Annotated in this window: 24 protein-coding genes and 2 tRNA genes; 6 read left to right on the forward strand and 20 right to left on the reverse strand. The window is 56.9% G+C overall.

What is annotated here, in order from left to right; translation table 11 throughout:
* Nucleotides 1–22: 22 nt before the first annotated feature.
* The 14 genes from ACF8MC_RS10175 to ACF8MC_RS10240 form a co-directional block, all read right to left on the reverse strand.
* Entirely contained in the window at nucleotides 23–649 is a 627-nt protein-coding gene (locus ACF8MC_RS10175; RefSeq protein WP_049195161.1) for a tail assembly protein, read from the reverse strand.
* Between the two features lie 54 nt (nucleotides 650–703).
* Nucleotides 704–1,063 (reverse strand): hypothetical protein, encoded by a 360-nt coding sequence (locus tag ACF8MC_RS10180; protein ID WP_152692930.1) that lies wholly within the window; start codon nucleotides 1,061–1,063, stop codon nucleotides 704–706.
* Nucleotides 1,064–1,102: 39 nt separating this feature from the next.
* Nucleotides 1,103–1,807, reverse strand: coding sequence for a C40 family peptidase (locus tag ACF8MC_RS10185; protein WP_049195163.1), 705 nt, complete (start codon nucleotides 1,805–1,807; stop codon nucleotides 1,103–1,105).
* A gap of 9 nt (nucleotides 1,808–1,816) precedes the next feature.
* Nucleotides 1,817–2,569, reverse strand: coding sequence for a phage minor tail protein L (locus ACF8MC_RS10190; RefSeq protein ID WP_197807854.1), 753 nt, complete (start codon nucleotides 2,567–2,569; stop codon nucleotides 1,817–1,819).
* Between the two features lie 10 nt (nucleotides 2,570–2,579).
* Complete coding sequence (locus ACF8MC_RS10195; RefSeq protein WP_004935824.1) at nucleotides 2,580–2,918, reverse strand: phage tail protein; 339 nt, start codon at nucleotides 2,916–2,918, stop codon at nucleotides 2,580–2,582.
* The gene (locus ACF8MC_RS10200; protein ID WP_164105219.1) at nucleotides 2,918–5,212 is read right to left on the reverse strand and encodes a phage tail tape measure protein; all 2,295 of its coding nucleotides are present in this window, start codon (nucleotides 5,210–5,212) and stop codon (nucleotides 2,918–2,920) included. Before ACF8MC_RS10200 ends, ACF8MC_RS10195 begins: the two co-directional genes overlap by 1 nt.
* Complete coding sequence (locus ACF8MC_RS10205; protein ID WP_004935830.1) at nucleotides 5,205–5,426, reverse strand: hypothetical protein; 222 nt, start codon at nucleotides 5,424–5,426, stop codon at nucleotides 5,205–5,207. Before ACF8MC_RS10205 ends, ACF8MC_RS10200 begins: the two co-directional genes overlap by 8 nt.
* A gap of 17 nt (nucleotides 5,427–5,443) precedes the next feature.
* Complete coding sequence (locus ACF8MC_RS10210) at nucleotides 5,444–5,809, reverse strand: phage tail protein (protein ID WP_049195166.1); 366 nt, start codon at nucleotides 5,807–5,809, stop codon at nucleotides 5,444–5,446.
* A gap of 126 nt (nucleotides 5,810–5,935) precedes the next feature.
* Nucleotides 5,936–6,391 carry a major tail shaft subunit gene (locus tag ACF8MC_RS10215; protein WP_033652513.1) on the reverse strand — a complete coding sequence of 152 codons (456 nt, stop codon included), beginning with the start codon at nucleotides 6,389–6,391 and terminating at the stop codon, nucleotides 5,936–5,938.
* 40 nt (nucleotides 6,392–6,431) lie between these two features.
* Nucleotides 6,432–6,824, reverse strand: coding sequence for an HK97-gp10 family putative phage morphogenesis protein (locus ACF8MC_RS10220; protein WP_049195167.1), 393 nt, complete (start codon nucleotides 6,822–6,824; stop codon nucleotides 6,432–6,434).
* Entirely contained in the window at nucleotides 6,821–7,210 is a 390-nt protein-coding gene (locus tag ACF8MC_RS10225; RefSeq protein WP_049195168.1) for a hypothetical protein, read from the reverse strand. The genes ACF8MC_RS10220 and ACF8MC_RS10225 overlap by 4 nt, the downstream gene beginning before the upstream one ends.
* Before the next feature lie 57 nt (nucleotides 7,211–7,267).
* Complete coding sequence (locus ACF8MC_RS10230; protein ID WP_049195170.1) at nucleotides 7,268–7,708, reverse strand: lysozyme; 441 nt, start codon at nucleotides 7,706–7,708, stop codon at nucleotides 7,268–7,270.
* Nucleotides 7,695–8,015 carry a phage holin family protein gene (locus tag ACF8MC_RS10235; protein ID WP_041036019.1) on the reverse strand — a complete coding sequence of 107 codons (321 nt, stop codon included), beginning with the start codon at nucleotides 8,013–8,015 and terminating at the stop codon, nucleotides 7,695–7,697. The genes ACF8MC_RS10230 and ACF8MC_RS10235 overlap by 14 nt, the downstream gene beginning before the upstream one ends.
* Nucleotides 8,016–8,696: 681 nt before the next feature.
* On the reverse strand, nucleotides 8,697–9,059 hold the full coding sequence (locus ACF8MC_RS10240; protein WP_019453679.1) for an antiterminator Q family protein: 363 nt from the start codon (nucleotides 9,057–9,059) through the stop codon (nucleotides 8,697–8,699).
* A gap of 209 nt (nucleotides 9,060–9,268) precedes the next feature.
* Between ACF8MC_RS10240 and ACF8MC_RS10245 the strand changes: the two genes are divergently transcribed.
* On the forward strand, nucleotides 9,269–9,946 hold the full coding sequence (locus ACF8MC_RS10245; RefSeq protein ID WP_041036021.1) for a LexA family transcriptional regulator: 678 nt from the start codon (nucleotides 9,269–9,271) through the stop codon (nucleotides 9,944–9,946).
* Nucleotides 9,947–10,045: 99 nt separating this feature from the next.
* Here ACF8MC_RS10245 and ACF8MC_RS10250 read toward each other — a convergent pair.
* From ACF8MC_RS10250 to ACF8MC_RS10265, 4 genes are all read right to left on the reverse strand, one after another.
* Nucleotides 10,046–10,121 (reverse strand) — tRNA-Thr (locus tag ACF8MC_RS10250).
* 6 nt (nucleotides 10,122–10,127) lie between these two features.
* Nucleotides 10,128–10,215: transfer RNA gene (locus tag ACF8MC_RS10255), tRNA-Ser, on the reverse strand.
* Between the two features lie 157 nt (nucleotides 10,216–10,372).
* A complete protein-coding gene (gene osmE / locus ACF8MC_RS10260; protein WP_033635291.1) occupies nucleotides 10,373–10,702 on the reverse strand; it encodes an osmotically-inducible lipoprotein OsmE in 330 nt (109 codons plus the stop codon).
* 127 nt (nucleotides 10,703–10,829) lie between these two features.
* Nucleotides 10,830–11,297 (reverse strand): nuclear transport factor 2 family protein, encoded by a 468-nt coding sequence (locus ACF8MC_RS10265; RefSeq protein ID WP_025303631.1) that lies wholly within the window; start codon nucleotides 11,295–11,297, stop codon nucleotides 10,830–10,832.
* 107 nt (nucleotides 11,298–11,404) lie between these two features.
* Here ACF8MC_RS10265 and ACF8MC_RS10270 point away from each other — a divergent pair, with 107 nt between their 5' ends.
* Nucleotides 11,405–11,983 (forward strand): TetR/AcrR family transcriptional regulator, encoded by a 579-nt coding sequence (locus ACF8MC_RS10270; protein ID WP_164105238.1) that lies wholly within the window; start codon nucleotides 11,405–11,407, stop codon nucleotides 11,981–11,983.
* Here the strand turns inward: ACF8MC_RS10270 and ACF8MC_RS10275 are convergent.
* Both ACF8MC_RS10275 and ompC read right to left on the reverse strand, forming a co-directional pair.
* Nucleotides 11,977–12,393 (reverse strand): VOC family protein, encoded by a 417-nt coding sequence (locus ACF8MC_RS10275; protein WP_033635296.1) that lies wholly within the window; start codon nucleotides 12,391–12,393, stop codon nucleotides 11,977–11,979. The genes ACF8MC_RS10270 and ACF8MC_RS10275 overlap by 7 nt on opposite strands.
* 152 nt (nucleotides 12,394–12,545) lie before the next feature.
* Nucleotides 12,546–13,676: a porin OmpC gene (gene ompC, locus ACF8MC_RS10280; RefSeq protein ID WP_033635297.1), complete on the reverse strand. Its 1,131-nt coding sequence runs from the start codon at nucleotides 13,674–13,676 to the stop codon at nucleotides 12,546–12,548.
* Between the two features lie 697 nt (nucleotides 13,677–14,373).
* Between ompC and ACF8MC_RS10285 the strand changes: the two genes are divergently transcribed.
* Genes ACF8MC_RS10285 through rcsB form a run of 4 tightly spaced genes read left to right on the forward strand, consistent with a single transcriptional unit; the run spans nucleotide 14,374 to nucleotide 19,356 of the window.
* Complete coding sequence (locus tag ACF8MC_RS10285) at nucleotides 14,374–14,781, forward strand: DUF4186 domain-containing protein (RefSeq protein ID WP_103774204.1); 408 nt, start codon at nucleotides 14,374–14,376, stop codon at nucleotides 14,779–14,781.
* A gap of 54 nt (nucleotides 14,782–14,835) precedes the next feature.
* The gene (locus ACF8MC_RS10290; RefSeq protein ID WP_033648025.1) at nucleotides 14,836–15,990 is read left to right on the forward strand and encodes an MFS transporter; all 1,155 of its coding nucleotides are present in this window, start codon (nucleotides 14,836–14,838) and stop codon (nucleotides 15,988–15,990) included.
* 20 nt (nucleotides 15,991–16,010) lie between these two features.
* The gene (gene rcsD, locus ACF8MC_RS10295) at nucleotides 16,011–18,713 is read left to right on the forward strand and encodes a phosphotransferase RcsD (protein WP_164105218.1); all 2,703 of its coding nucleotides are present in this window, start codon (nucleotides 16,011–16,013) and stop codon (nucleotides 18,711–18,713) included.
* Nucleotides 18,706–19,356, forward strand: a complete 651-nt coding sequence (rcsB, locus tag ACF8MC_RS10300) for a response regulator transcription factor RcsB (RefSeq protein ID WP_004935900.1) — start codon at nucleotides 18,706–18,708, stop codon at nucleotides 19,354–19,356. The genes rcsD and rcsB overlap by 8 nt, the downstream gene beginning before the upstream one ends.
* The last annotated feature ends 21 nt before the right edge of the window (nucleotides 19,357–19,377 follow it).

The following is a 19,377-nucleotide window of genomic DNA, read 5'->3' on the forward strand; positions in this document are numbered from 1 at the left end:
CTGTCTGTTCAAACGGATGTCGTTATTGCTGGTCTTCGGTATAAATGCCTGCGGAGATAATCGCCCCGCCAATTTCACGCGTGCCGTACAGCACGCCGACGGGGTTGCCCTGCGCCGTGGTGTTGACCGGCCCGCCAAAGGCATAGCTCGGTTTATTTTCCGGGCCTTGCCGCATGCGCAGCCCGCCCATTTGCGGGGAGAGCATTTGGACGACGCCGCCGAGGGCAAGGGAAGCGCCAACTAATGAAGCAGACCCCCATGCTCCAGCACTGGAAAACCCCGCCCCCATTCCAATAGCAGCACCCCCAGTGAAATATGCAGCAGTGGCAACCAGTGCCACCCCCAATATTGTTTGAAATAGCCCGGCTCTCTTACTTCCAATAACCACCGGAACAATATGAATATCATCAGTACCTTGGGTTAACTCCAACTCATCTTGGCTTACATTTCGCTTCCCAACAAATATAGAGAATGTTAATCCGCGATTATGAGCTTCAAGCATGTAGCGTTCAAACCCTGGAAGTAAATTCCTCATTGCATCAATTGCTTTCGGAACCGTTATGGCTCGATACTTAAACTCTCTCCCAAACAGTTTAACCATCGGCCCGTGGAATTTAACCGTTCTTATTGAGACGTTAACGAAGGCCATAATCACTCCATAAAAAAACCCGCCTGTTCGCGGGTCAGTCTTACATTCATTAAATTACAAACACGAATTAATGTCCGAAATCACATCGCTCTTCCTGTTTGTAAGCTTACCCCACGGGGTTTCTGCGGCTTCACCTCTATAAATAACCTGACGGTACATTCCTTTATCAATAATATCAATATATCCACCTCCATTAATCAGAGCCAAAGAAACACCTCCGTCTCTAGCGGGCTTTTCTGTTGTTTCAATGCGCATACCATTAAACGTTCTCATGTCTGATTTCTCAGCGATGCAAACGGATAAATTCTTTACATCCTTTTTAGATGTAAACTCAGCAGTAACCTTTTTTGTTAGTTCTGGATTTGCGCAACCTGTCAGCATCAGCAACGTAATGGACAAGAGTATTTTTTTCATCAGTAATCCCTCTGTTATTTTTTTCATCTTAACAGAGAATTACATCATTTCTCTATGCCGCAACACCTTCACCGTTCGCTCTTTCCAATACCCGCCGTAAGGCACCCGCTGGCTGAGCATACCGTACATATGGTGCAGCAACAGACCATCTGCCAGCAAAATGCCGGCGTGGTTGGCCACCGGCGCCGCAACCTGCATGATCGCCATATCCCCCGGCTGCGGCGGGCCATCGAACTCGCGAAAGCCACAGGCATGCCAGTTATCCAGATAGCGGTTTTCACCCCGCTCCCACCACGGATAATCAACGCGGTAATCCTGGAGCGTTATGCCGTGCTCCTGCCGGAAGTAGCTCATGACCAACCCCCAACAGTCGGTATGCCCCAGCACGAACTGGCGGCCCACCAACGGCAGTTCGCCGCGCGGCAAGAGGATACGTAAATCCCCCTCCGGCCAGCTGGCTATCGCCCAGGGCAACTCCATCGCGTCGCACTGCGCCTTGTCCAGCTCACTCGGCTGCGTGGTGGCGTCTGGGTGGCTGTGCACAATGAGGGTGATGGTGCCCCATTCGGCGGCGGCCACGTAGTCTTCCGGCGCCAGATGAAACTGCTCGGTGGGGTTGTCCGCCAGGTTACGGCACGGGAAATAGCGCTCCACGCGGGATTTTTGCGCCACTACGCCACAGCATTCGCGCGGATACTCGGCCCTGGCGTGCGCCATAATGGCCGCCGCGGTTTTTTCTTTCATGTTTGCCCCCTACTGCCGGATCAACGCCGCGCCGGGGAAGCCGCCGAACGGCAGCGGCTCGTGCTCGCCAAAACGTTTTTGGCAGTCGCTCAGCAGCCCGCCGCAGCGATCCTGGCTCGGGTCATCCACCGGGTTGCCCTTGTCGTCAAAGTAACGGCTACCGGCGTAATCGCAGCCCTTGCCGGTGCGATAGCCACCGCGCGAACACCAGGTACACAGGCTGTGGATTTGCCGGGTCGGAATGCGCAATCCCCGCAGGTCTGCCGGGCTGGAGAGCTCGAATTCCACCGCCTCGTCGCTTTCCGTCGCCTTGCGATCGATGTAGAACACCTGCAGCTTTTCCTGCAGCGGATCGGCCGCGGGATTCCCCTGCGGGAAGTTGAGGGCATCAAGGTAGTGCACCAGCGTGTCGTGGATCCGCACCTTGGCCTGCGCCATGTCCTCAAACTGCAGGCAGAGCGCGCTAATCAGGCCATTGATATTGGCGACCGACAGCTTCGGCGCGTTGCCTTGGCTGTCGGCGGAGATCTCCAGCCCTTCAACGCTAAACGGCCACGGGCCGTACTCCTGTCCCTGCCACCAAACCGATTTCGCCGGCAATTTGGTTTCATCACCCCCGGCGGCGGCCAGCTCTTGCGGCGTAAAAGGCAGGGTATCGCAATGAAAGCGCAGAATATCGGCGCCAAATCGGGTGCCGTCTACCTCAATCAGGCGGATGCGGTTGCCCGGCTCCAGCTTTTGCAAATCTGAATTCAGCATCATCTCCCCCCGGTTAAACGTGGAAGGCCTCGGTAAACGTGGCCGTCAGTGAATAGTTGTCCCCGCCCATGGCGACCGGCTTATAACCCTCGCAGCGGTACAGGCCAGGAACCTGCGTCGGTGGCGTCCATTGGAAGGACTTCACCCCGTGATGGTTTTCCAGAAAGACGATGATCGGCGTGATGTAGTCATACTTGCCGACAAAGGTCAGATCCCAGGAGCGCACGATCGGGTTAATGCCGTCGCCGGAGACCTGCGCATAGCCGTCGCCGAACTGCGCCTTTCTGACGCGAAAACGCATATCGCCGGCGGCATTGACGCGCGCCGGAAATTCAAATGTCTGAATGCCCATTACATCCCCTTGATTGCTTTCCAAATCGGCTGGCCCGGCATCAGGTTACGGTTGATCACCTTTTGGCTTTCCTGCGCGGCGATATTCCCCATCCGTTTACCGAACTCGCCCCATCCCGGATCGGCCTGCGAACTGACGTTGCCGCCGTTCTCGATGGTGATGTAGACATTCGGCGCCGCCGCAGACTGCTGGCCGCCACCGCCGATCGCCCGCACGCCGAGCGAACCATCCGCGCCGCGCTTGAGCGGCATGATGGCCTCCGGCCCGGCTTCGCCCATCAAACCGGCGCCTCTGGCGAACGCGAATAACGTGGGATTGCTGACGATCTCACCGCTGAATGCGCTCAGCGAAGGCGAGGCGTATACGCCGCCCTTGGCGTTGGGGACATAGCCTTGCCAACCGGTCGGCATGCCCATCGCGCCTGAGCCGGCCGCGCCCGCGCCGGCGCTTGCAGCGCCGCCCAGCAAACCGCCGCCTATGCTCATAAAGGTAGAGAGAAAGGTTCTGGTCAACAGCGCCTGCATCGCCAGATCGATCAGTTGCTGAACGATGGACTGCGTCATGGAGGTCATCAAACCGAGCATGCTTTGCTTAAAGTTTTGCGTCCCGGTCAGCAGATCGAACATCATGCCGGAGGTCCGTTCCCGCGTCATGTCCACCAGCCCCAGCGCCATCTTGTGCACGCGGCTCTGCCCGCCGAACAGACTCAGCGCCTGCTGATACTGAGCGTCCGACGATTCTTGCGTCGCCGCCTGCATCAGCTGTTCATAGCGCTGTTTATCCAGCAAGCCTTGCTGGTAGTAGGCCTGGTATTGCGCCTGCTGCTGCACCAATTGGTTGTTAAGCCGAGCGGCAGGATCCACATCACCGGCAATGTTCATGCGCGGCGCAGCGAGCGCGTCAGTTTCGGCCTTCAGCCGTTGGCGCGCCGTTTCTTGCTGCTGCATCCGGCTGGCGGTCTGGTACTCGCGTTCGGTCAGCAGCCGCCCGTCATATAGCGCCTTCAGCTCCTTGCCGACCTCCTGCTCTTTACGCACCGCCGCCTGCCCCGGCGCGTATTGTTCAGCCAGCTGTTGCCGCTGCCGCTGGTACTTCTCGGCGTTCAGCGCCATCGCACGCTGCACATCGGCTTGCCCGGCACCGGCCGCCTTGGCCGCTGACGCCAGCTTGGCCTGTGCGCTTTGTTCACCTTGGGTGATTTTGTCGAGGCTGCTCAGATGCGCCTGCTCGATTTCCTGCCGCAGCAGTTGGTACTTATCAAGAGCCAGCTGCTTGCCGTTATCGTTGAAAATACGACCGACAGGAAGGGCACTTGTTTGATGGCCCTTAGGCTTAACAGGTTTGGCCTCAACATGGCTGTCGTTGCCATTTTGTGCATTAACGGCATTGCTTCGCCGAAGCCGGATCGCTTTCTCGCCCTTAATGACATCTTCCAACTGTGCTTGCAAGGCGTTCCGCTCTTTCTTCACCTCTTTGGGATCAGAATAGAGGAATCCCAACAACCCTTTGCTTCGGCGCTCTAAGCCAGCAATTAGGATATCGCTCCTACGCGCCAGTTGGTTTTCGATCTTGGCTTTTTCCTCACTGAGCGTCCTTAACTGATCGTCGAAGGTATCAATTTTGACGGCGAGCTTTGCCCTGGAGAGTTTGCTGAGATCTTCGGCCGTCTCGACTGCCGCATCTTTCAATGCCAAAGCCGATTGACGAGCTAATTGGTTTTGCTCATGGAAGTACAACAGCGCCAATCCCGCCTGGATGGCGACACCGATCGGGCCGCCCAGCGCCCCCAGCGCAACGTTGGCGACACGAGACGCCGCGCCGACGCCCGATGTCGCCTGAGCCGCCCCGCGCGCCGCCGCAGCCTGATCGCGCCAGGCCGCCGCGCTGTCATTCAGGCCGCCGGCCAGTTTCAGCATCTCCTCCGCCCGGCTGCCGCCTTCGCCGGAAGCGCTGCTCGCCTGGCGGGCCGCGTCGTCCAACTGCCTCATCTGCACCGTCGCGGCAACGGTGATGGACGCAAGTTCGGTAAGCGCCTGCCCATAGTGGCGCGAGGTGGTGGCGAGGCCCTGCAGCGACAGCTCAACGCCGGCCAGCCCCGCCAGTTTCCCCGCCAGGCCGCCAAGCGTGCCGCCGATGCGTTGATACGACTCGTCGGTCTTCTTCGCGTCCTGCTGAGCCTGGCGGTTAAATTTGGCGGATTGTTCCCCGGCAGTACGGTAAGCCGCCGTCAGTTTGTTTTTAAAGTTGGTGTCATTCAGTTGCAACCCGACGACCAACAGTGCGGTATCAGCCATTTCCCAGCACTCGCATAACGTCAGCACACTGCATATCAATACTGCTTTGCGCGGGCTGACCGGATTGATGAACGGGGGCACTCTCCGCCGCATCGGCCGTCATGCCTTGCAGTTTGAAGTATGCCCGCCAGTGATTCAGGATGTGCGCCGGCATCGCGGCGATCTTGCGAGGATCCGACTCACCCCAGCGATCGGCCAGTTGGAACACCAACATCAGCCAGGGCGAGTCAGTCAGTTTTTTTCCGCTTCCTCCAGGCTGCCGACCGCATGGCGCTTGACGGCGCCGATGGCTTCGACCAGCGTTGGGTTGTCGTGCGCCGCCAGCAGATCGTCAACGCTCGGCAAGGCGCCGGCCGGGATACGTTTGCCGTCCGGCGTCATCAGGCATGACAGCAGCAGTTGCACGTTAAGCTGCGCGGCTTTGTTCATGTCACCGCTGTCGATGGCGGCCTTCATGCCGTCTTCGTTTTCCTGCAGTTCCGCCGCTTTCAGGCGTCGGATAAAGGCTTTGGTGCCAAAGATCTGCGTTTCAATCACGTGATCGTCGGATTTCAGCAGCGCCGCTTTCAGCGCTTTCAGATCGTATTTCTCTGTCATCAGTTTTTCCTTGTTCAATTCGGTTTACTCTGTACATAAGCGAGTTGCCGCAGGCCACATGGCCCGCGGCGGAAGCGTTCGCGCCGAACGCCATAAGACGTTAAGCCAGCGCGAACCGTCGGTTTGTCACACTTTTGGGGTGACCGTACCCCAGGTGTTGCTGTTTTGCTTGCCCTGAACGGTAATCTGAATGACTTCGCTCGCCGGGGCGGTGATCTCATTCATTTTCCAGCCGGACAGCGACAGGATGGAGGTGGAGGTACGGCCGTTCGGCAGCTCGACGTAGAACTGCACCGTTTCGCGCTTGTCCGCCGCATTCAGCAGCGCCGCAAAATCGGCGTTGGACGGATCGTCGATGAAACCGATGGATTTCTCCGCGCCTTCCGGCAGGTCGGAAATAAACTGCTTGGCGGTATCCAGCAGCGTGGTGCAATCGACAAAACCGCCGGTTTGCCCCATTTCACCTACCGCTTTACAGTTGGTCAGCGCCTTCATGGCCGTGGTTGCAGCTCCGACGGTGCCCCATTTGACGATAGTGCCGGCAGGCAGCATGGCGTATTCTGGCGAAGTTTTATCAGCCATAGTTTTTCTCTCTCTTTTTGATGAAGGATGGTAGCGGTCGCTACCGGTTTTCGATGCCATAGCGGACGTGAGCCGCCAGGATGCGTAACACTTGGTGCTTGTGGTGATCCAGCGCAGGGCGAATAAACGGGGCGGCGGCTTGCGTTGCCGTGCCGTACTCCTGCTCCAGGGCTCTGCGGTAATGCTGTTTACTGGGGCCGACGCGCAATGTCACCGCGTTCCATGCGGTAACGGCCGGGCGTATCGCGATGCCGGCGCTCAGCGAGGGTTCGCTGTTTGGCGCCCCTCGTTCGGCGCACTGCCGCATGGTGCCAAGAACCGGGGCCAACGCGGCGTGGCCGGCCTCCGGCAGAATGTGACTGGTGACCTCGCGCCGAATCGCTTCCAAACGGCGAGTCAATTCCGCCATGCCGGAAACGTTTATGGCGATCACGCCGCCACCTCGGAATGGGTGATGAGGTAATCGCGCGCCATCCGATACTGAACGCGGTTATCCGCCAGCGACGTAGCGCTCTGCAAAAGAGTGCTGCGCGTGACCGCCTGTACCGGCCATTGGCCGATATGGCCATGCCGAACCCCTTCCCAGGCATTCAAAACCGCCTTATCCAGAGCGATCAGCCGGGAATAATCGTCGATCACGTACAGCACAATCTGAAAACGGCTCTGCACCAGCGAGCTGTCGACCAGACCGGTGTTCACTTTCAGATCGCTGATCTTCTGATAGGTCACGCCTTCTTGCTGCGGATCCGGCAAGATCAGCGGATAAACCGCCAGATGGGTTAGCGCGGCCAGCGAGCGTTGGATTTCATCTTCAATCATTTGGGCAAAGTCTCCGTCGTTTTGAGGGGGGAATCGTTCTGCAGACGATTTCGGGTATCAGGAAAGGAACAGCGCGCGTTCCGCCGCGCGCCGGGCAACCAGCCCATCGAGCCGCACGCCGCCTGCATTCACCCATCGACCGAACTCGTCGGCCGCTCCCTGCCGATCGCCGGCGTTCAGTCGGCGCAGCAGCGTCGAGTTCTCCAGCGCGCGCAGGCCCAGGTTATAGGCAAAGCTCACCAGCGCATCGAACTGCCCCTGCGTGATCGGCACCGTCACCCGCCGTTCGACGCCCTGTTCGAATTGGCCGACGCCGCACACCAGCAAACGCTCGGCCGTTGTGGCATCGATCACCATGCCGGCCCCTATTTTTCGTCCCGCTACCGGCTGGGTCCACCCGTAGCCGATGGTCCAAACGCCGACCGAATCCTGATAAGCCTGCAACCGCAGGCCTTCGAAACGCTTAATCAGCGCCATGCCATCGTCACTTATCTTCATGGTTTCCTCCTGACGCTTTATTGAGAAATCGACGTTCCAATGCCTTGATCAGAGATGCTCCCGACCACCCCGCCATGCCGCATACGCCGCCCATCACCTCCGAAGGCCAGTCGTAATGCAGGGCAATCATCACCATGGTCAAACCGGCGAAAATAGAGACGAACAGCTGCAAAAACAGCGTCCTCCAGCTAAAGGTTTCGCCGTTCAAAACCTTGAAGGAATAGCTGGCGACCGCTCCCAGCAGTGTCATACCGAAAGCAAGCAGCATTGAAAGGATGTTTGGTTCATTTTTCCAAGGCATAGTCATCACCCTCCCCTTACCGGGGCATAGCCCGATCGTCGGGAGTCATGGAAAAGAGCGGCGAAATGCGGCCCCTATCCGTCATTCCTGTTCCATTTAAAAAGCGGCCATTTACGCTGTCGAAAATGGCTTATCCGTTCTGCTCAACCTGAGCAGATAAATAAGGATTGCGCCGTTTTATAAAGGAGAAGGATTAGCCTCCCGTCGTGGCCATTCAACGACAGTCATTTTTCAGTGAGTGATTGACCGTTTTGACAAAGAGGCAAAAAATGAAAAACCCCGCCGAAGCGAGGTTTATTTGTCGTGCGACGATGCCGGCAACGACTCAGTTTTATCAGATTACTCGCTTATTTGCGTACGCGTGAGTCTTTTATGATAAAAAAACAAAACCCCGCCGGAGCGGGGTTTATCTATCGTGCGGCGGCGCCGGCAACGACTCAGTTTTATCAGATTACTCGCTTATTTGCGTACGCGTGAGTCTTTTATGATAAAAAAACAAAACCCCGCCGAAGCGGGGTTTATCTATCGTGCGGCGGCGCCGGCAACGACTCAGTTTTATCAGATTACTCGCTTATTTGCGTACGCGTGAGCTCTTTTTAAATTATTAAATATCCTACTCACCATGATTATTCCTGATGTCATTATGTTACAAGAAATAAACCATCTTCAATTTCAACGGCAGCCGTTTCAGCGATCCATGCTCAGCTTTATATCCAGCATCGCCAGGCATCCACCAATAAATCCCTCCGCCGTTTGCATCTCTTTACGTATCGTACCGTCTGAACACTTCCTTTTCAGGGCAATCTTGCGCAGGGATATGCCATAAACATGGTGGGCAATGATGAGATCGAACTCTTCGGGTTTGTATTTCTTCAATCTGCCCACGCAACCGTCGATCACCAGGCCGTCATCATCGCAGCAGGAAAGCTCGCCATTCGATTTATAGGACAACAGCCCTTTGAACCCGGCGGCAATGGGGGAATAATCAATGCCGCTGTTATCCCTGGCCCATACGCCCCATCGCTCCAACACTTCATTCATATCTCTCATGCTTCCACCTCCTTTGGGCGTTTGCCACATCGCCAGGGCTCCATGTCGCTTACCGACGTCGGTCGAGCCGTTGTGCTGCTCGGCGTGCTCGCCGGGGGATGTCGCACTAAGTACTGTATAAATAAACAGTATTAAGTATACCCAGAGGTATCTTTTTTTCAATAGCGAAAAGCCATTTACCTGCAGGTAAATTTAGGTACGATGGCCTGATGAAAAACGAGCAAAAAATGCACCTGCAGGAGATGCGGCGAGAGCGCCTGATCATCCTGATCGATAACCTCGGCATCGGGGGCCAAAAGCGCCTTGCCGAGGCGCTCGGCATTGCCGCAGACTATGTCTCTCGCCTGCTCTACCCGCCAGGCAAGAAAGGAAAAAAAGGCATCAGTGGCGATATGGCGCGAAGGATTGAACAGTACTTCGCCGTGCAAATCGGCTGGCTGGACGGCCTGGAGCAAACCGGGCAACGCCCCGTCAGGCAGAAAGCCGCTCAGGCCTTGGGTAAAACGCTGCCGCTGCTGGCGTGGACATTGCCGTTGTCTCACGAACAGCTGAACAAAAGGACAACCGTCCACTACCCGGCGATGGTGCAGTGCAGCGCGCAGGCCTACTGGCTACCCGTACGGGATGACACGATGAGCGGCTCTGCCGGCGCCAATTACCCGAAGGGCGCCTTGATACTTGTCGAACCCGTTACTGCCGGCATAACCGAGCTCGTGTCTGGCGACAAGGTGATAGCGAAACGCTGCGACAACGCCGAGCTCACCTTTAAAAGGTACGTCGAGGAGGCCGGGCATCGATGGCTTAAGGGGATTATGCCGGGTTGCCCGGCGCTGAATGCCGATGAGTACGTGATTGTCGGGGTGGTGCTTGGCGCCTGGCTGCCTTAGCCCCGTGCGTGCCGCGTTGCGAACCGCATAAAGCAAAAAACCGCCAACCTTGCGGCTGACGGTTTTTTTGGCACTCAGGGTGCCGGTACTGCTTTATCATGGTGCCGGCTACCGGAATCGAACTGGTGACCTACTGATTACAAGTCAGTTGCTCTACCTACTGAGCTAAGCCGGCTGAATTTGGCGGAAGGACAGAGATTCGAACTCTGGGAGCTGTTACACTCGACGGTTTTCAAGACCGTTGCCTTAAACCACTCGGCCATCCTTCCAATGGGCGCTGATATTAGCGATACCGTTATGAAATGTCTATCGTTTTGATGCAAAAAAATGGCATGGGCGGCGCAGTTGCCTAAACTTCAGGCCTTAAACGCCTAAAAAATGAAAAGCCCCGCGCAAGCGAGGCTTTTTTGGTCGGCCGAAACGCGATTATTTCGGCTGAGAATCGTAGTCTGAACAGGTTTGATAGCCCTTGTTCATGACATGGCCCGTGTCGTTGTAGCTGACAAAGTACGTCTGCACCTTGCCGTCGCGCGGCGCCACCGCATAGGTGTCGCAGGTGCCCTGCGCATGGATCAGCGTAGCGGACGTCGACGGCGGACCGGCGATAGCCCGCACCTGCTGCTTGGTCATCCCTACTTTGACATCGCTGACCACCGGCTCATTGACATAACTGGCTGCGCGATCATAGGTGGTGCAACCGGCAAGAATGGAAAATACCGCCGCGGTGCCGACGGCCAAAACCAACTTCTTCGTCATAGCTTGTCCTCTTGGAGTGCATTTGTTGTTCCCTAAGTCTAGAAGCGGGAAGGCTTTTCTACAAATTCCCCTTTGTCGATCGGTGCGCTTTTGCACTCAAGAGGCCATCGCCGGCGCGCCAGCAGATTCAAAAACCGAAATCGCTCAGCGCTGGAACATCGTCCGGGCGCCGGCCGAGCGGCCAATGAAAACGCCGATCCTGTTCGCGAATCGGCATGTCGTTGATGCAGGCATGGCGGTTGATCATCAGCCCCTCCTGATTGAACTCCCAGTTTTCATTGCCGAAGCTGCGATACCAGTTGCCGGAATCGTCGCGCCATTCATAGGCGAAACGCACCGCGATGCGCGCGCCGTCAAACGCCCACAGCTCCTTAATCAGCCGATACTCCAGTTCTTTCGCCCATTTGCGTTGCAAAAAGCCGACCACCGCCGCGCGGCCGTCGACAAACTCCGCGCGGTTACGCCAGTGGGTATCGAGGGAATACACCTGCGATACGCGTTCGGGATCGCGACTGTTCCAGGCATCCTCCGCCAGCCGCACCTTCTCGATGGCGGATTCGCGGGTAAAAGGCGGCAATGGGGGTTTAATGCTCATGTTCATCTCCTGAGTGAAGGCATGTAGACAACTCTGTCTACACCTTTACGCTAGCGCAAGTAGACAGAGTTGTCTACAATCACTCGAAAATCGCCCCGGAGAAAATGATGACCGCCGATCTCAACGCCTTGCCCGCCCGCCAGCGCATCCTGCTGACGGCGCACGATCTGTTTTATCAAGAAGGGATCCGCGCCACCGGTATCGATCGCATCATCAAGGAATCGGGCGTGACCAAAGTGACCTTCTACCGCCACTTTCCCAGCAAGAACGATTTGATTACGGCGTTTTTGACCTATCGCCATCAGCAGTGGCTCAGCTGGTTCAGCACATCACTGGCCCGCCATGTGGCGCAGACCGGCGGGTTGCTGCCGGCGCTGGCGCCCTGCCTGGCGGAATGGTTCGACGATCCGCGCTTTCGCGGCTGCGCGTTTATCAATACTGCGGTGGAGATAGCCGATCTGCTGCCGGAAAGCCTGCACATCGCCGGCCGGCATAAGCGGCAGATGGCGGATGAACTGGCGCGCCACCTGCCCGCCGGGCCGCAGCGGGAACAGCGGGCGGCAATGCTGGCGATGCTGATCGACGGCGCCATCGTCAGAGTGCAGATAGAGCGGCAACCGCAGGCCGCGCTGCAGGTGCTGAATGCCGCGTTGGACATGTTGGCGCAAGGCGGGTTCGATCAGTAATTGGCCCAGATGCCCGGCGTCACCAGTTCCAGCAGGTGGGCGTCGGGATCGCGAAAATAAATGCTCTCCCCGCCGTGTTCCCAACGCATTCGCCCCTCAATCTCCACGCCGTTGGCCACCAGATGCCGTTCCCAGTGCGGCAGTTGCTCTTTCGCCACCGCCAGCCCGATATGCGCCGGCCCCACGCCATCGTGCGCGGGAATAAACCCGGTCGGATACTGCGCCCCGCGCAGCGAATCGCCCTCGATAAACAGCAACAGTACGCTCCGATCGCCGACGTTATAGGCGCGAAACCGTTCATTGGCGACCATTGCCGGCAGCTTCAGCACCTGCCGGTAAAAAGCGTCCGCGCGTTCAATGTCGCTGACGTACAGCACCGTTTCGATCACCTTATCGATCTTGAGTTCCATATCACCTCCGTTCTGTTTGCTGTACTCACAGCGTAGGCCGAGCGGAGGCGATCCGAAGCGCTTCCCATGCCGACAACGGATCAATCCGTGCTTTTTACCGGCAAAAAAAAACGCGGCCCGGAGGCCGCGCTGTGTCATTCACACGCTGGTGCTTAGAACTGGTAAACCAGGCCCACGGCAACCACGTTGTCGGTGTTGATGCCGGCAGCGTCGGTGAAATCGTTGTTGTCCACCAGGTTGATTTTGTAATCAACATAGGTAGACATGTTTTTGTTGAAGAAGTAGGTCGCACCCAGGTCGACGAATTTGACCAGATCTTGATCGCCGTAGTCCTTGCCGTTGCCGGCGCGGCCCAGGTCTTTACCTTTGGTCTGGTTATAGCCCACGAACGGACGCAGACCGAAGTCGAACTGGTAGTGCGCGTAGGCTTCGAAGCTCTGCGCCTTGTTGGCGTAGCCATAAACGCTGCTGTCGGAACTGCCGAAACGCGCCGCGTTGTAGGACTGGGTGAACATCACCGCCAGGTAGACGTCGTTGGCGTCATATTTCAGACCGCCGGAGTAACCTTCCGCCTTGTCGCCGCGGCCCATAATATTGCGGTACGCGCCGGCGCCGTTCTGCTCGCTGGTGCGGCGAGAGTTGAAGAAGGCGCCCGCGGCGCTGATGCCGTAGCCCATGTCATAGCTCATGGACATACCGTAGCCTTCGCCGTTTTGGCCCAGGACGTCACGACCGTTGTTGGTCTCTTCGCCGTTGCCGTTTTTACCCTGGTACTGCAGGGCAAAGTTCAGGCCGTCAACCAGACCGAAGAAGTCGTTGTTACGGTAGGTCGCCAGGCCGCTGGAACGCTGGAACATGAACTGGTCGGCGCCGTAGGTCATACCGTCGAACTCAGGCTGCAAGTCGGTATACGCCGCGACGTCGTACAGCACGCCGGTGTTACGGCCGTAGTCGAAGGAGCCATAGTCGCCGAATTTCAGACCGGCGAAGCCGTAACGGGTGAAGTTCTTGTTGTCCTGGTTTTCAGCGTGGTTCAGGTTCGCCTGATATTCCCACTGGCCGTACCCGGTCAGCTGATCGCTGATTTGCGTTTCGCCGCGCAGGCCAAAACGCATATAAGACTGATCGCCGTCTACGCCGTTGTTGCTGGAGAAATAGTGAAGACCGTCGACTTTACCGTACAAATCCAGTTTATTACCGTCTTTGTTGTAGATTTCCGCCGCGCCTGCTGTGCCTGCAACCAGCAGTGCGGGTACCATCAGAGAGAGTACTCGAAGTTTCATCGTTATTATCCTCGTTAATTATGTCGAGCTACGGCCACTGCCCTTTTCGAGCATTATTAGCACGACTGTGCATTACCATTCTGGTAACAAGGGTTATATTAATCCAGAAAGAAAATGATACCAAGTATCCGATAGTGTTTCAGTGTAATTAATAAAGGTTTCAAAATGTAAATACGCGCGAACTTTCACAAAACCTTACAGACAAACAAAATAAAGCACTTAAAGACAAAGAATAGATTAATTGATAAAAAATCATGTAGTTATACGTATCTTTAAGAAAAAAAAGCCAACCATACAATTGAGACGGGCAATAAGCACATTGTGCCAAAACTCTCCCCACACACAGCCGCTATAATCACTTCGCTATCATCATTATTTTCATTATTACCTTCATTATCGGAAGATAATTTCTGCATTCCTTTTAACCGGCTTCTGGCCGGTTTTTTTATTTCCCTCCATACTCCCCTCACAATTTCGACTCGCACAAATAGCAAGCAAATAAATAACCCAATGATATAGTTTCACTAATTTACCGCCGCACTAATTGCTAATCTTTTTCCTTATTTTAGCCTACAAATTGAACTTGTTTTTCATTTCGTGCTTTATCTTGCCGATTATTTCCCGCCGCAGGCACAATTAGCCGCAGAGTTTCAGTTCTGGTAATCTGAAAAAAGCGCACCTTCAGCGAGTAAAATTCATGATGCCCTTTCAACCCGACGTGCTGTGGCGGCGGCTGCAAAGTTCCCCCTTCCGCGCTCGCTTCCGTTTAAATGCCAAAGACCAGGCTTATCTGGAGGGCAAGGGATTACCCCTTATCCTCAGCCATGCCCGCGATTTTATCGATCGCCGCCTGGCCGCCGCCCACCCTAAAAACGACGGCAAGCAAACGCCGATGCGTGGCCACCCGGTGTTCGTCGCCCAGCACGCCACCGCCACCTGCTGCCGCGGCTGCCTGGAAAAGTGGCACGGCATACCGCAGGGCGTCACACTGGACGAGCGGCAAAAGGACTATATTGTCCAGGCTATCGCGCTGTGGCTGGTGCGCAGAGGCGGCGCCAGGGATGTGTCAGGCACGAATATTTTCGACCCGGATCGCGGATTGTGATAAAAACTGTCAGTAACTTTCACCATTCTTTTGACCCAAGATCCTGACGCTTACATGACAGCCACCTTGTGCAATGAACAGCAAACGCCCGGCGTTCCTCAACAGATCGCCACCCGTCTGGCCTTTTTCGTCGCCGGTCTCGGCATGGCCGCCTGGGCGCCGCTGGTCCCCTTCGCCAAAGCGCGCATCGGCATCGACGACGGCTCGCTCGGCCTGTTGCTGCTCTGTATCGGCGCCGGCTCCATGCTGGCGATGCCGCTGACCGGTTTCCTGACCGGCAAATTGGGCTGCCGCTCGGTGATTTTGATGGCGGGGCTGGGATTGTGCATCGATCTGCCGCTGCTGGCGCTGATGGACTCTCTCGGCGGCATGGCCGTGGCGCTGCTGCTGTTCGGTGCGGCGATCGGCATGATCGACGTAGCGATGAACGTTCAGGCGGTGATCGTCGAACGCGCCAGCGGCAAGGCGATGATGTCCGGCTTTCACGGTTTCTTCAGCATCGGCGGCATTGCCGGTGCCGGCGGCGTCAGCGCGCTGTTGTGGCTGGGGCTGACGCCGCTGCAATCCACCCTGCTTACCGTATTGGCGGTGATAGTGCTGCTGGCGCTCGCCAGCCGCCATCTGCTGCGTGAGAGCGGCGCCGACGACGGCGGGCCGATGTTCGTCTTGCCGCGCGGCTGGGTGATGTTCATCGGCATTCTTTGCTTCATCATGTTCCTGGCGGAAGGATCGATGCTCGACTGGAGCGCGCTGTTCCTCACCACATTGCGCGGCGTCGAACACAGCCAGGCCGGTCTAGGTTATGCGCTGTTTTCCATCACCATGACGCTCGGCCGGCTCAATGGCGATCGGGTGGTGAACTCGCTGGGCCGCTACCGGGTGTTGCTGCTGGGCAGCCTGTGCGCCGCTCTCGGCCTGAGTCTGGCCATCGCCTTCAATCACGCCACCGTGTCGCTGGTCGGTTTCATGCTGGTCGGCCTGGGCGCCTCGAACGTGGTGCCGATCCTGTTCAGCGCTGCAGGCAACCAGCGCGACATGCCGGCCAATTTGGCGATCGCCTCCGTCACCACCGTCGGCTATGCCGGTATTCTGGCCGGCCCGGCTCTGATCGGCTTCATCGCTCAGTTTTCCAGCCTGACGGTGGCCTTCGCCTGCGTAGCCGCTCTGCTGTTGGCGGTGACCGCCAGCGCCAGGGCCGTCACTCGCTGATTCAGGAATGCGCAGCCACTATGCAAAATAAACAATTGACCATCAGCTCCAGCAACATTACCCGCTGCTTCCTGCTGTTTATCGTGCTGCTGACGATCGGCATCGGCCTGTATGGCTACAACTACACCAATGCCTGGCTGGCGGAAAAGAAGTACGCGCTGAACAGCATTGCCGGTTCGCTGCAAAAGCGCATCGATACCTACCGCTATATGACCTATCAGGTCTATGACAAATTCGGCAATGCGCCGGCGCAGAATGTCGATCCCGGTTTGCAGGAAACCCGCCTGCGGCCCGACGTCTATTATATCGAGAAACCGCACAAGAAAACCGACGCGGTGATCTTCGGCAGCCATGACGAGAGCACGCTGGCGATGATCGCCAACATCTCAGACTACCTGGACACCCGCTGGGGCGCCAAGACCGAAAACTACGCCATGTATTACCTCAATGGTCAGGACAACAGCCTCAGCCTGATCACCACCCAGCCGCTCAAAGAGCTGGCTTCGCGCTTTCGGGAAAGCTACCTGACCACCTCGGCGGACGAACGCCGCGCCGAGATGCTGCAGCAGGCCAATATGCTCGACGAGCGCGAGAGCTTTTCCGATCTGCGCAAGCAGCGCTTCCAGAACGCCTATTCGTTCTCGATTCGCACCACTTTCAATCAGCCAGGGCATCTGGCGACGGTGATCGCCTTCGACTTGCCGATCAACGACATCATTCCGGCCAATCTGGCCCGCGCCAATTTCCTGCTGCAGCCGGACGATGTCGATCTCGACGACAGTACCATCCCGGCGGAAACCGTCCTCGGCACCCATGCGACGATGAGCGGCGGCTGGGTGGAGTTCAGCGCCGCCCTGCCCAATGCGCCGCTGAAGGTGGTGTATCGCGTTTCGGCCATCAATCTGGCCATCGACCTGCTGCGCAACAACATCTGGCTGATCGCGGTCAACTTGCTGCTGCTGGCGCTGTCGATGCTGAGCATCTACTTTATCCGCCGCCAGTACATTCGCCCGAGCGAAAACATGGCGGTGGAACTGGAGGCCGAGCGCGCGCTGAATCAGGAAATCGTCTCCAGCCTGCCTTCCGGCCTGCTGGTCTACAGCTTCGCCAACAATGCGGTGATCGCCAGCAATAAAATCGCCGAGCACCTGTTGCCGCACCTCAGTCTGCAAAAGATCGCCCATATGGCCGAACAGCATCACGGGGTGATCCAGGCGACGGTCAACAACGAGGTGTATGAAATCCGCATCTTCCGCAGCCAGCTGTCGCCGGACACCTACCTGTTCCTGATGCACGATCAGGATAAAGAGGTGATGGTGAACAAGCGGCTGCAGCAGGCACGGCGCGAATACGACAAAAACGTTCAGGCGCGCAAGCTGATGCTGCACAACCTGGGCATTGAGCTGAATCAGCCGGTACGCCAGATGCACGATCTGGTCGATCGTCTGCACGGCCGGCCGGATGAGGAACAGCAGCAGGCGCTGCTGGGCCAGCTGACGGCGGCGTCGGCTTCGGTGCTGGAATTGATCGATAACATCACCCTGCTGACCCGGCTGGAAACCCAGGACTGGCAACCCTCGCGCGAGCCGTTTAGCCCGACGGCGATGATCGACGAGTTGCTGTTGGAGGCCCTGCCCGCCCTTAATCAGAAGGGGCTGGCGCTGTTCAAGCATTTCCAGCTGGACGTCGAGCAGAACTATATCGGCGACGCCAACGCGCTGCGCAAGGTGATCTCGCTGCTGGTGCATTACGCCATTATCACCACCGCCTGCGGCAAGATTTCCCTGGTTGTCGACCATGAGCCCGAGCACCCGGATCGCCTGATTTTCCAAATCAACGACACCGGCTCCGGCATCTCCAACGAAGAGATCAGCAACCTCAACTATCCGTTCCTCAGCCAGACGCTGGTGGACCGCTTCAACCACGGTTCCGGCCTCACCTTCTTCCTGTGCAATCAGCTGTGCAAGAAGCTTAACGGCCAGTTGGACATTCGCAGCAAGGTGGATATCGGCACTCGCTACACCATTCGCGTCGCCATGGAGATGGAGAAAAAAGAGCCGCAGGAGCAGGAAAAACTGCTCGACGGCGTCACCGCCCTGCTGGACGTCACGTCGGATGAAGTGCGCGGCATCGTGACCCGTCTGCTGCAGGCCTACGGCGCCGACTGCCTCGTCGCCGACGATCGCGCGGTCAATCGCGATTATGACGTGCTGCTGACCGATAACCCGCAGCGAGCCGATGATTACACCCTGCTGCTGGCGACCGATGAGCCGGGTTGGCAAGCGCTGGATAAACGCTACATTCGGGTGAACTACAACCTGAACGGCGCATTAATCGACGCCGTGCTGATACTGATCGAACAGCAAATGGCCGCGCTGGAACAGGAAGAAAGCCCGCTTTCATTGAGTTCAGAAGATATCCAACTCTATGAAAAACAATTGAAATCAAGTGATTACTATGGGCTGTTTGTCGATACAGTACCCGACGATGTCAAAAAACTGTATACTGAGGCGGGCAGCAGTGATTTCAATGCGCTGTCACAAACCGCACATCGCCTGAAAGGCGTGTTTGCCATGTTAAATCTGCTTCCCGGCAAGCAGCTGTGCGAATCGTTAGAACAGCGCATCGCAGAAGATGATGCGCCCGAGATCGAGAATAACATCAGTCAGATTGATTTTTTCGTCAGCAGACTGCTGAAGCAAGGTAGCCAACAACATGAATAACCTGAACGTAATTATTGCTGATGACCATCCTATCGTACTGTTTGGCATCCGGAAGTCACTTGAGCAAATTGAATGGGTGAATGTCGTTGGGGAGTTCGAAGACTCAACCGCACTGATCAACAATCTGTCCAAGCTGGACGCCAACGTGCTGATCACCGATCTGTCGATGCCGGGTGACAAGTATGGCGACGGCATCACGCTGATTAAGTACATCAAGCGTCACTATCCGCAGTTGTCGATCATCGTGCTGACCATGAACAACAACCCGGCGATCCTGAGCGCGGTATTGGATCTGGATATCGAAGGCATCGTGCTGAAACAAGGCGCGCCTACCGATCTGCCGAAGGCGCTGGCCGCCCTGCAGAAAGGCAAGAAGTTCACGCCGGAAAGCGTCTCTAAACTGCTGGAGAAGATCAGCGCCAGCGGCTATGGCGACAAACGCCTGTCGCCGAAAGAGAGCGAAGTGCTGCGCCTTTTCGCCGAAGGTTTCCTGGTGACCGAGATCGCCAAGAAGCTCAACCGCAGCATCAAAACCATCAGCAGCCAGAAGAAATCGGCGATGATGAAGCTGGGCGTCGAGAACGACATCGCCCTGCTCAACTACCTCTCCTCCGTCAGCATGACGCCGTTGGACAAAGACTAAAGCCTGACTCACGGCAGGTTA

This window comes from Serratia sp. LACPHL-BACT-2024-00286 (assembly GCF_043109535.1).
Taxonomy (GTDB): Bacteria; Pseudomonadota; Gammaproteobacteria; order Enterobacterales; family Enterobacteriaceae; genus Serratia; species Serratia sarumanii.

Excerpts from the sequence above, each read along its gene's own strand:
- ACF8MC_RS10175 (WP_049195161.1), bottom strand. The coding sequence starts at position 649 with ATGGCCTTCGTTAACGTCTCAATAAGAACGGTTAAATTCCACGGGCCG.
- ACF8MC_RS10180 (WP_152692930.1), bottom strand. The coding sequence starts at position 1,063 with ATGAAAAAAATACTCTTGTCCATTACGTTGCTGATGCTGACAGGTTGC.
- ACF8MC_RS10185 (WP_049195163.1), bottom strand. The coding sequence starts at position 1,807 with ATGAAAGAAAAAACCGCGGCGGCCATTATGGCGCACGCCAGGGCCGAG.
- ACF8MC_RS10190 (WP_197807854.1), bottom strand. The coding sequence starts at position 2,569 with ATGATGCTGAATTCAGATTTGCAAAAGCTGGAGCCGGGCAACCGCATC.
- ACF8MC_RS10195 (WP_004935824.1), bottom strand. The coding sequence starts at position 2,918 with ATGGGCATTCAGACATTTGAATTTCCGGCGCGCGTCAATGCCGCCGGC.
- ACF8MC_RS10200 (WP_164105219.1), bottom strand. The coding sequence starts at position 5,212 with ATGGCTGATACCGCACTGTTGGTCGTCGGGTTGCAACTGAATGACACC.
- ACF8MC_RS10205 (WP_004935830.1), bottom strand. The coding sequence starts at position 5,426 with ATGTTGGTGTTCCAACTGGCCGATCGCTGGGGTGAGTCGGATCCTCGC.
- ACF8MC_RS10210 (WP_049195166.1), bottom strand. The coding sequence starts at position 5,809 with ATGACAGAGAAATACGATCTGAAAGCGCTGAAAGCGGCGCTGCTGAAA.
- ACF8MC_RS10215 (WP_033652513.1), bottom strand. The coding sequence starts at position 6,391 with ATGGCTGATAAAACTTCGCCAGAATACGCCATGCTGCCTGCCGGCACT.
- ACF8MC_RS10225 (WP_049195168.1), bottom strand. The coding sequence starts at position 7,210 with ATGATTGAAGATGAAATCCAACGCTCGCTGGCCGCGCTAACCCATCTG.
- ACF8MC_RS10230 (WP_049195170.1), bottom strand. The coding sequence starts at position 7,708 with ATGAAGATAAGTGACGATGGCATGGCGCTGATTAAGCGTTTCGAAGGC.
- ACF8MC_RS10235 (WP_041036019.1), bottom strand. The coding sequence starts at position 8,015 with ATGACTATGCCTTGGAAAAATGAACCAAACATCCTTTCAATGCTGCTT.
- ACF8MC_RS10240 (WP_019453679.1), bottom strand. The coding sequence starts at position 9,059 with ATGAGAGATATGAATGAAGTGTTGGAGCGATGGGGCGTATGGGCCAGG.
- ACF8MC_RS10245 (WP_041036021.1), top strand. The coding sequence starts at position 9,269 with ATGAAAAACGAGCAAAAAATGCACCTGCAGGAGATGCGGCGAGAGCGC.
- osmE (WP_033635291.1), bottom strand. The coding sequence starts at position 10,702 with ATGACGAAGAAGTTGGTTTTGGCCGTCGGCACCGCGGCGGTATTTTCC.
- ACF8MC_RS10265 (WP_025303631.1), bottom strand. The coding sequence starts at position 11,297 with ATGAGCATTAAACCCCCATTGCCGCCTTTTACCCGCGAATCCGCCATC.
- ACF8MC_RS10270 (WP_164105238.1), top strand. The coding sequence starts at position 11,405 with ATGACCGCCGATCTCAACGCCTTGCCCGCCCGCCAGCGCATCCTGCTG.
- ACF8MC_RS10275 (WP_033635296.1), bottom strand. The coding sequence starts at position 12,393 with ATGGAACTCAAGATCGATAAGGTGATCGAAACGGTGCTGTACGTCAGC.
- ompC (WP_033635297.1), bottom strand. The coding sequence starts at position 13,676 with ATGAAACTTCGAGTACTCTCTCTGATGGTACCCGCACTGCTGGTTGCA.
- ACF8MC_RS10285 (WP_103774204.1), top strand. The coding sequence starts at position 14,374 with ATGATGCCCTTTCAACCCGACGTGCTGTGGCGGCGGCTGCAAAGTTCC.
- ACF8MC_RS10290 (WP_033648025.1), top strand. The coding sequence starts at position 14,836 with ATGACAGCCACCTTGTGCAATGAACAGCAAACGCCCGGCGTTCCTCAA.
- rcsD (WP_164105218.1), top strand. The coding sequence starts at position 16,011 with ATGCAAAATAAACAATTGACCATCAGCTCCAGCAACATTACCCGCTGC.
- rcsB (WP_004935900.1), top strand. The coding sequence starts at position 18,706 with ATGAATAACCTGAACGTAATTATTGCTGATGACCATCCTATCGTACTG.